General features: G+C 58.4%; 6 protein-coding genes. 4 read left to right on the forward strand and 2 right to left on the reverse strand.

The features are described from left to right. Window positions 1-86: 86 nt before the first annotated feature. Window positions 87-1,442 (reverse strand): IS1182 family transposase, encoded by a 1,356-nt coding sequence (locus B5495_RS04315; protein WP_079551616.1) that lies wholly within the window; start codon window positions 1,440-1,442, stop codon window positions 87-89. Between the two features lie 134 nt (window positions 1,443-1,576). Between B5495_RS04315 and B5495_RS04320 the strand changes: the two genes are divergently transcribed. After that, a complete protein-coding gene (locus B5495_RS04320) occupies window positions 1,577-2,587 on the forward strand; it encodes a hypothetical protein (protein WP_154045216.1) in 1,011 nt (336 codons plus the stop codon). Window positions 2,588-2,729: 142 nt separating this feature from the next. Here the strand turns inward: B5495_RS04320 and B5495_RS04325 are convergent, their stop codons facing one another. Beyond that, window positions 2,730-4,148, reverse strand: coding sequence for an IS1380 family transposase (locus B5495_RS04325; RefSeq protein ID WP_079550256.1), 1,419 nt, complete (start codon window positions 4,146-4,148; stop codon window positions 2,730-2,732). Window positions 4,149-4,675: 527 nt separating this feature from the next. Here B5495_RS04325 and B5495_RS04330 point away from each other — a divergent pair. The 3 genes from B5495_RS04330 (at window position 4,676) to B5495_RS04340 (ending at window position 9,835) form a co-directional block, all read left to right on the forward strand. Beyond that, window positions 4,676-6,094 carry an IS1380 family transposase gene (locus tag B5495_RS04330; protein WP_079550466.1) on the forward strand — a complete coding sequence of 473 codons (1,419 nt, stop codon included), beginning with the start codon at window positions 4,676-4,678 and terminating at the stop codon, window positions 6,092-6,094. A 488-nt stretch (window positions 6,095-6,582) separates the two neighbouring features. Next, window positions 6,583-8,595 carry a capsular polysaccharide biosynthesis protein gene (locus B5495_RS04335; RefSeq protein ID WP_079551620.1) on the forward strand — a complete coding sequence of 671 codons (2,013 nt, stop codon included), beginning with the start codon at window positions 6,583-6,585 and terminating at the stop codon, window positions 8,593-8,595. Between the two features lies 1 nt (window position 8,596). Then, complete coding sequence (locus B5495_RS04340) at window positions 8,597-9,835, forward strand: capsule biosynthesis protein (protein WP_079551622.1); 1,239 nt, start codon at window positions 8,597-8,599, stop codon at window positions 9,833-9,835.

Consider the following 9,835-nt stretch of genomic DNA (forward strand, 5'->3'; position numbering starts at 1 on the left):
GGTGATGGTATATGACCCTTAACCTGCCCCTCGGCTTCTACTCTGCGAGGTGATTATCCGTCGTTACCGGCTGAGCGCTACGCGCCTCAGCCCGCTGCCAACCGGTGCATCCGTTTAATGTTCCATGCCATGGTGACCAGCCGCCACTCACCGCTGACATTCTCCAGCCCTCGCAGCGAGACCTGCCGGAACCCCATCACGTGTTTAATGATCCCGAAGACCGGTTCCACGGTATGTTTACGCAACGCGTAAAGCGCTCGCCCCGCCTGTGTCTTCAAGTGGTGTGCCATTTGCTCAACAGGCTCCTTGCTCGCTGGAGTAGGCGGGTCAGCGGCAAAGCGCTCAAGGACCGGGGGATGGTGGACATCGCGCTTCATTGCTATCAGAGGCTTGATACGGTGGTCGTGGCAGGCTTGAACATTGGCAGCACTGAAGTAGCCGGTATCGGCCAGTAAGTGGTCTGGTTTTGCTAACGGTGCGGGGAGTCTCGCCAACGCCGTCAGTAGCGGCATGACCTGCTGTTTGTCGTTGGTCGCTTGGGTGACATGGGTATGAGTCACCAGCATGCTGTCAGTATCGACTGCGGCCTGGGCGTTATAGCATTGATCGAAGCCCTTGCCGGTGACCGGCATGATGCGTGACTGCGGATCAGTAAGGTTAACCTGATCTTTGTCACGCGGGCCACCTGTTGGCGGTTCAGGGTCACGTCCGCGAGGTTTCTTTCCCGTCTTCCGCTGCGCATCACGCCGTGCCACCTTTTCCTGGTAGGCCGCTTTTTCAGCGGCCTCACGCTCCTTGGCCCGAGCCTCGATCTTGGTCTTCGCTACGGCGATCGCTTCCAAGCGTGCTTCACGCCGGGCTATCTCGGCAGGAATATCCATGCCGTCGGCCGCGTCATCCTTGTCCGCCGATGCAGCCCGCTGGGTCAGCGCCTTCACCTCAGCCTTGAACTGCGCCTCCAGTTTCTTGGCATGACCATATGACAATGCCTTGTGCTTGCTGGCATTGGCGTTGAGTTTGGTGCCGTCCAAGGCGATGGTGCCGAGCGTGAGTAGCTTCATTTCTCGGGCCAGCAGCAGAACTTGAACGAACAGCTGCTCCAGTTCCGGCAGAAAACGCCGACGAAAGGTAGCCAGGGTGTCGTGATCGGGGTGGGTGTTGGCGGCCAAATAGCGAAACGCCACCGAGTCATAGGTGGCACGCTCAATCTTGCGACTGGAGACCACGCCGGTAGCGTAGCCGTAGACCAACAGGTTCAGCAGTACCGCGGGATGATGGGCCTTGGAGCCCCGGCCCGCGTAACGCCGAGTCAGGGCTGAGAGGTCCAGTTGCTCGACGACATCGACGACGAACCGCGCCAAGTGGCCATCCGGCAACCACTCGTCTACCGAAGGCGGCAGTAAGTAATCGGTCTGACGGTCCACAGGGATAAAGCGGCTCATGGCGATGTTCTCAGTTCGGGGTGACAGCGGTTAGTATCTCACGGTGCGGCGGAAAGTCCGACAGACTGCTAGATGAGTTGATTCAGGTAGGCGCTACGCTGCCTGATATCAGCAGCCAGGTGAATGGCGCTGACTTGAGCCAGTCAAGCGGCACCATCACCCCAAGCGATAGCGCAGGCGAACCCTTGACAATCAGTACGCTCGATGGCGGATCCTTGGGTGACGCTCTGAAACGCCAAAACACGTTATTAAACATCAACGGCAACCAAGTACGTGTCAGCACTAGCGCCAGTAGCCTGGAAAACGCTTACGATGATGCCGGACAAAATCATACCTTCAACATTACTGCCGTAGTCGAGTCCCGCCCGATCTCCATCCAATGGGAAGGCCCCCTCAATGACATTGAAACCCAGAACACCTTCGACGTGACGCTGAACAATCAACCTGTCACTTTTAAGCTGGCGCCGGGCACTACGCTGGAAGATTTTGACGGCAATACGCCGTTTGAGCTATTCGATAAAAACGGCGATCTGCTTTTACAGGGAAAGCTGAACAATATTTCTGCTGGCCAAATTGAAAAAATCGCCGCTGACCTGGGCATTCTCAATGCTGACCTTGCCCTGCGTGCCGCACAAAAGCAGTTTATGGCACAGAGCTTTGGTATTATCAGCACACAAATTGACAATGCCATGCAGCCTACACTTGGCGGCGCCACAGGAAACGGGAAACTATACGAACGTAGGGAAGGCATCAATGCCTGGGTTTCCACAGAAGTCAGGGATCTTTCAGGCAAAACCGCCAATACCAGTTATGATGGCGACTCCAAGACCGCCATGGTGGGCGTTGAGCAAAAAGCAGGAAGCCTGCTTACCGGTGTTGCAGCAGGGCATAATAGCGTCGACATTACCAACAACAGCTTTGGCGAATCTGAAGCCAGGCTGAGCGGCAGCTTTCTTGCTCCCTACGGTGCGGTATCCTTGCTGAATGACAAGCTTGTGCTGGATGGCATTCTGCTATACCAAGACCTTGAAGGTGATTTCAGCAACAGCTTCAACCCGCCTTATTCATCAGGACGCCGAACGAGCGTTTTACGTCCCGTGGTGACCGGGACCGACCGGCTTTTATGTCATACGGTCGCTGAGTAGCCGATTAGCACATAGCTTTATCGTATCAATGCCGTGATATTTATAACTGAAGTTCATTGGTTTCGAGTGACGGCGCAGCCGTGGTCGTCGGCCTCCATAGTGGCCGTTTTGTCTGCTGGAAAAGGCTGAGTAATGCGACGTGTCAGGTCAATGCCGTCAGCCGCGGCAACCCCTTCAGTAAGGATGGCCACCATTTGTCGGCGGCATCGCCGAGGTGCACGGTGATACGCCGGGCGTGCACTGTCAGCGTGGCGGCCACCTTGAGCACCTGCTCGCGCATCCGCTTCAGGCTCCAGCCCTGCCGGGTCTGTCGTTCCAACAGGCAACGCAGCCCGTGTAGCACCTGATAAGCGCAGAGAGTCAGCAGCAGGTTTACCTCGTTGCGGGCCATGACGTCCTGGACGGTGGAGACACCGCGATCAGTCGAGGAGAGATGCATATCGAGCGACGACTTCACCTCGCCCATGTGGGCTTCGGCGCTGCCGCGCTTGCGATAAAGCGCCAGGACCTTTTCCGGCGGCCAGTCGAACTTGCCGAGATTGGTGACCAAAAAGAAGGCATGCAGCAGCAGATCATCGGGCCGCTCTTGTACCACCAGCACCACGCGCCGCGGCGCCGGCCAGGTACCGGCTTGGTACGCCAGGTCATGGCACCATTCCCGAGGTTGCTCGGGGGGCCGGCCGCGTGGCCGCTTCAGATGTGGCGCTGCCAGTGTCTGCAGGCCCGTATGACTGCGCAACCGGCCCAGATACTCGATGTCGCGATCTTCCAGCGCCTCAAGCGTGTCGTTGTCGGTGAAGCCGGCGTCGATGCGCACCTTGACCTTGGCCCCGGTGCTCTCGTTGAGTCGCCGCACCAGATGTGGGATCCAGGTATCGGCATTCTCGGCTGGGCCGGCGTTACCTTCACGCAGCAGGCCGCCCACCATGTCGCCGGTCTCTGCCAGCGAGGCCACCAAAGGCGAGTAGATTCTGGCCCCGTAAAGTCCATGAAACGCCGAACCGCCCTGGTGGCCGTGAACGTCGATCGGCAAGCCGTCGATGTCCAGCGTCAGATGCTCGGGGCGTTCGCCGCCGTTCAGCGAGGTCAGTCGCCAGACCGCCAGCCGCAGCAGGCCCTCATGCACGGTATCGATATTGTCGTCGCGGCCCAGGCACGTCAGCAGCCGCGACAGCGTCGCTTGAGATGGCCGGTCCTGAGCCAACGGCGTTGTCCCGCGGGCATCACTGCAGGCTAGCTGCCAGAGCGGGTCACGGCGAAGCGTATCGGTATCGCTGAGGTCGATCCAGCCCATCGAACGCTGCAGCACCAGGGTACGCAGCTGGCTGGCTAACGAGTGGCGGACGCGATCCGGGTCGCGGTGATCGACCAGATGGTCGTCCAGCGCATCGATCATGCCGCTGTTGTCGAGGGCTTCACGCAACAGCAAAGCACCGCTGTCGCTGGTGGTGCGATGGCCGCTGAGCTCGACGCGGATGGACCCGTTGCATGACGGGGTCCAGGGGGATAAGCTTTCACCCATGGCGAGTGGTCCTCTTGAATTGTGTTCGTTCAGGAACATCTTGATTCTACAAGAGAAACTGCTCGCCATCTTCTTTTCTGTCTCAGCCCGGTGAATTAGGCGGGTTCAACTCTGTGGATCTTGACGGCCACCGCTTCGGGGCACGCGCAGCTGCTACCTATTACTTTCCTCGCTTCAGTAACGAGACCATACTGGCCGGCATTACCGCAGGCGGCGCATACATGAAAGATAGCATGGACGGCAAAGCGCTAGGCACCGAGGAAGATTATGGTATCGAGTTAGGCGAAGCCTTTGGCGGGATTAAACTTATTAAAGAATTTTCTACTGGCCGCATCTATAGTAGCGCCAAATACTATGAAGACGTAACCAGTAATGTCGACAACTCGGCTAAACTGCTTGAGAACGATGATGACAGCCGTACCGAACTATTGATTGGTGCTACACACCGCCTCGGCGACAATATGGATTTTAACATTGCCGCGAGAACTACCGTCGCCTCAACCCGCCTTATTCACCGGGCTGAGACAGAAAAGAAGATGGCGAGCAGTTTCTCTTGTAGAATCAATATGTTCCTAACCGAACTTGACTCAAGAGGACCACTCGCCATGGGTGAAAGCCTATCCCCCTGGACCCCGTCATGCAACGGGTCCATCCGCGTCGAGCTCAGCGGCCATCGCACCACCAGCGACAGCGGTGCTTTGCTGTTGCGTGAAGCCCTCGACAACAGCGGCATGATCGATGCGCTGGACGACCATCTGGTCGATCATCGCGACCCGGATCGCGTCCGCCACTCGTTAGCCAGCCAGCTGCGTACCCTGGTGCTGCAGCGTTCGATGGGCTGGATCGACCTCAGCGATACCGATACGCTTCGCCGTGACCCGCTCTGGCAGCTAGCCTGCAGTGATGCCCGCGGGACAACGCCGTTGGCTCAGGACCGGCCATCTCAAGCGACGCTGTCGCGGCTGCTGACGTGCCTGGGCCGCGACGACAATATCGATACCGTGCATGAGGGCCTGCTGCGGCTGGCGGTCTGGCGACTGACCTCGCTGAACGGCGGCGAACGCCCCGAGCATCTGACGCTGGACATCGACGGCTTGCCGATCGACGTTCACGGCCACCAGGGCGGTTCGGCGTTTCATGGACTTTACGGGGCCAGAATCTACTCGCCTTTGGTGGCCTCGCTGGCAGAGACCGGCGACATGGTGGGCGGCCTGCTGCGTGAAGGTAACGCCGGCCCAGCCGAGAATGCCGATACCTGGATCCCACATCTGGTGCGGCGACTCAACGAGAGCACCGGGGCCAAGGTCAAGGTGCGCATCGACGCCGGCTTCACCGACAACGACACGCTTGAGGCGCTGGAAGATCGCGACATCGAGTATCTGGGCCGGTTGCGCAGTCATACGGGCCTGCAGACACTGGCAGCGCCACATCTGAAGCGGCCACGCGGCCGGCCCCCCGAGCAACCTCGGGAATGGTGCCATGACCTGGCGTACCAAGCCGGTACCTGGCCGGCGCCGCGGCGCGTGGTGCTGGTGGTACAAGAGCGGCCCGATGATCTGCTGCTGCATGCCTTCTTTTTGGTCACCAATCTCGGCAAGTTCGACTGGCCGCCGGAAAAGGTCCTGGCGCTTTATCGCAAGCGCGGCAGCGCCGAAGCCCACATGGGCGAGGTGAAGTCGTCGCTCGATATGCATCTCTCCTCGACTGATCGCGGTGTCTCCACCGTCCAGGACGTCATGGCCCGCAACGAGGTAAACCTGCTGCTGACTCTCTGCGCTTATCAGGTGCTACACGGGCTGCGTTGCCTGTTGGAACGACAGACCCGGCAGGGCTGGAGCCTGAAGCGGATGCGCGAGCAGGTGCTCAAGGTGGCCGCCACGCTGACAGTGCACGCCCGGCGTATCACCGTGCACCTCGGCGATGCCGCCGACAAATGGTGGCCATCCTTACTGAAGGGGTTGCCGCGGCTGACGGCATTGACCTGACACGTCGCATTACTCAGCCTTTTCCAGCAGACAAAACGGCCACTATGGAGGCCGACGACCACGGCTGCGCCGTCACTCGAAACCAATGAACTTCAGTTATAAATATCACGGCATTGATACGATAAAGCTATGTGCTAATCGGCTACTCAGCGACCGTATGACATAAAAGCCGGTCGGTCCCGGTCACCACGGGACGTAAAACGCTCGTTCGGCGTCCTGATGAATAAGGCGGGCTCAAGCGATACGGAATATCAGGCCGTACAGGCAACAATGTCGTACAGCTTCTAGCGCCATGGATATTGGCTGACTGCGGTTAGCTGGCGAACTACCAGCCATGTCATTTAATAATATACTGAGGCTGCCTTGCTGGCAGCCTCAGTGTTTCAGGTTCATTTTTCATCAGCGCTCTCACGGGCAATCCCACTGATAATATTATGCAAAACCCGTGCTAAAAGTAACGTGCTTAAGGCACCTGGAATCCAACATTCATGGTATTACTAACCGCAGGCTACACCTCGCCGGGCATTGGCAAAATCACCGCGCTAAGCGCATTTTTGCCCGAATTTTCCGCGTTCACACGCCTGCGCTTACTGGCGAAAAAGCCTGATGCCATTATCGGCTGGGGACTTAAGCCCACCAGTCGTAAAGCCCGGCAGTATGCGCTGAAGCACGACATCCCCTATGTGGCGCTGGAGGACGGCTTTTTACGCTCATTGGGGCCGGGAAGCAGCGGCTACCAACCCAACAGCCTCATTGTCGACTCACGGAGCATCTACTACGACGCTTCGCGCCCTTCCGACCTGGAAGTATCCCTGAACGAAGTAACGTTCACAGCCGAGGAACTTAACGAGGCCAAGCATAGCATCGCACTGCTGCAACATTATCGACTGTCCAAATACAATCACGCACCGGATGAACTGCCCGCCAACCTGCCTGACACTAACGTGCTGGTCGTTGACCAAACCGCCGGAGATGCCTCCATAACCTGCGGGCAAGCCAATGCCGCGACTTTTGATGAAATGCTGACCGCTGCCCTGACACAGCACCCGGACAGCACTCTTTGGGTCAAGACTCATCCCGATGTCATCAGCGGGAAAAAGCAAGGTCACCTATCCCGAGCGGTCGAGCACCCACGCTGCCACCTGATTGGCGACGACGTGAACCCCTGGGCCCTGTTTGACCAGGTCGATGAGGTTTACACGGTGACCAGCCAGCTGGGCTTTGAAGCGCTAATGGCCGGCAAACAGGTACACTGTTTCGGTCTGCCGTTTTACGCCGGCTGGGGACTCACGCACGATGCCCAGCCTTGCCCGCGCAGGCGGCGGTCTCGCACGCTTACCGAGGTGTTCGCTGCGGCGTACTTGCGCTATTGTCGCTACGCCAACCCTTACACGGGCCAGCCTTCGACGCTACGCGATACCATCGCGCTAATTGCCGACCAACGTCGTCAGCGCGAACGTTGTCGCGGCCACTGGCTGGCCTGCGGCTTTTCCGGCTGGAAGCGCCGCTTTGTCGGCGACTTTACCGGCGACGCCAACTCGCTGATACATTACGCCAGACCGGCGCTAATGCCCGCTTCTCAGGCGCCGTTGCTGGCTTGGTCATCTAACATTGAGGCGGATCTTATCGCGCACACGCGCCACCAAAAAGCTCCTTTGTGGCGCATGGAAGACGGATTTATCCGCTCTGCCGGGCTCGGCGTTGACCTGACGCGCCCTCTATCGCTGGTACTCGACCGACAAGGGATTTACTACGACCCGCGCCAACCCAGCGATCTGGAAACGCTGCTTAATACCACTACCTTCAGTCAGGATTTACTGATCCGCGCCCATGCGCTACGCCAGCGGCTGGTTGCCTTACGATTATCCAAATATAACCTCTCTGGACGAAAAACACGGCATAACAGCTTCCCGCCAAACCGCACATGTATACTTGTGCCAGGACAGGTTGAAAGCGACGCCTCGATAGCCGCCGGCTCACCAGAAATAAGCACCAACAGCGCCCTGCTTAAAGCAGTTCGCCACGCACAACCCCACGCGTACATTTTATATAAAGCGCATCCTGATGTACTCTCCGGCGCTCGGATAGGCGAGCTGGATGACAGTGCCAGGCATTTTTACGACCTTGATGTGAGCCACGAAGAGATCACCGGTCTGCTTGAGTGCGTTGACAGCGTGCATACCATGAGCTCGTTAACCGGATTTGAAGCACTGCTGCGTGGCTGCACCGTGCACACCTACGGCCTGCCCTTTTACGCCGGCTGGGGGTTAACGCACGACGCCATGCACTGCGCCAGGCGCACCCGTCCGCTAAGTCTGGAGGCGCTGATTGCAGGTACCCTGATCCTGTACCCGCACTACGTGGACCCAGCCAGCGGCCAATTGTGTAACGCCGAAACAGTCATCACGCTGCTGGAAAACGCCACCTGCAGGCCCAACCGCCTGACGTGGCGCCAGCAACTCTATCGCCTCTACCGGAACCGGTTCATAGGAAGACATTAACTTGGCACTCGAAAAGCGTACTTTCTTGTTTTTACAGGGCGTTTGCTCGCCTTTTAACACGCGTCTGGCTTCACGTCTGGAAGACGACGGACATCGAGTGATCAAGCTGAACTTCAACGCTGGCGATATTGCCTATTGGGGGCGCCAGGGCCATCATCGACACCTGTTTCGGGGTCGCCCCGAGGCGCTTGGCGACTACGTTAAAACACTCTGGCAGCGCTACGGCGTTACCGACCAGATTGCCTTTGGCGACCGCCGTCCTATTCACCGATCGGCGGTCGAAAACGCCCCGCAGTCCGGCATACGCACCCACGTTTTTGAAGAAGGCTACTTTCGCCCATTCTGGATCACTCTGGAGCGCGAGGGTGTCAACGGCCACTCGCTACTGCCCCGAGACCCACAGTGGTTCTGGGACGTGGGTCGCTCGCTCCCCGAGCCGCCGCCGCCCACGCGTTTCAAGTCACGCTTTAAAGTACGTGCTCTACACGACGTGTGCTACCACGTTGCCGGCCTGACCAACCCGCTGGTCGCCCCGCACTACCGTAACCACTCGTCGATTATCGCCCCGCAGGAATATGCCGGCTATATACGACGCTTTGCGTGGCTACGTTACTGGAAAGCACGAGATCATGCCCGCATCCGCTCGCTGCTGTTGAGCCGACGGCCGTTTTTCATCCTGCCGCTGCAGCTAAATACCGACGCCCAGATTCGCGACCACTCGGTCTACGCCAACATGCAGGAGGTGATTGCCGCCACACTTGCCTCCTTTGCTGCCCATGCGCCGGAAAAGGCTGTGCTGTGTATTAAAAACCACCCGCTTGACCAGGGGCTTAATCACTATGCGCAGCTCGTCCTTCGGCTCGCCAGGGAATACGACATCGAGCAGCGCGTGGTTTACCTGGAATCGGGCGACCTCAACCGGATCACACGCCATGCGGCGGGGACTGTCACCGTCAACAGTACGACGGGGCTGGTGTCGATTGGCCAGAACTGTCCCACGATTGCGCTTGGCGACCCAATTTACCAGCTCGCGGGATTGACCTTTCAAGGCTCACTGAAAGATTTCTGGCAGCATCCGGAGCCCCCTTCCCCCGAGCTGTTTACATACTTTCATCGTACCGTCATGCATACTACGCAGATAAACGGCGGCTTCTATAATCAACCGGGTCTCGACTTGGCCGCCGACGGTGCTGCCCAGCGTTTATCCGCCTCTACATCTCCACTCGAACAGCTGCTCTAG

The sequence above is a fragment of the Vreelandella subglaciescola genome, assembly GCF_900142895.1.
Lineage (GTDB): Bacteria > Pseudomonadota > Gammaproteobacteria > Pseudomonadales > Halomonadaceae > Vreelandella > Vreelandella subglaciescola.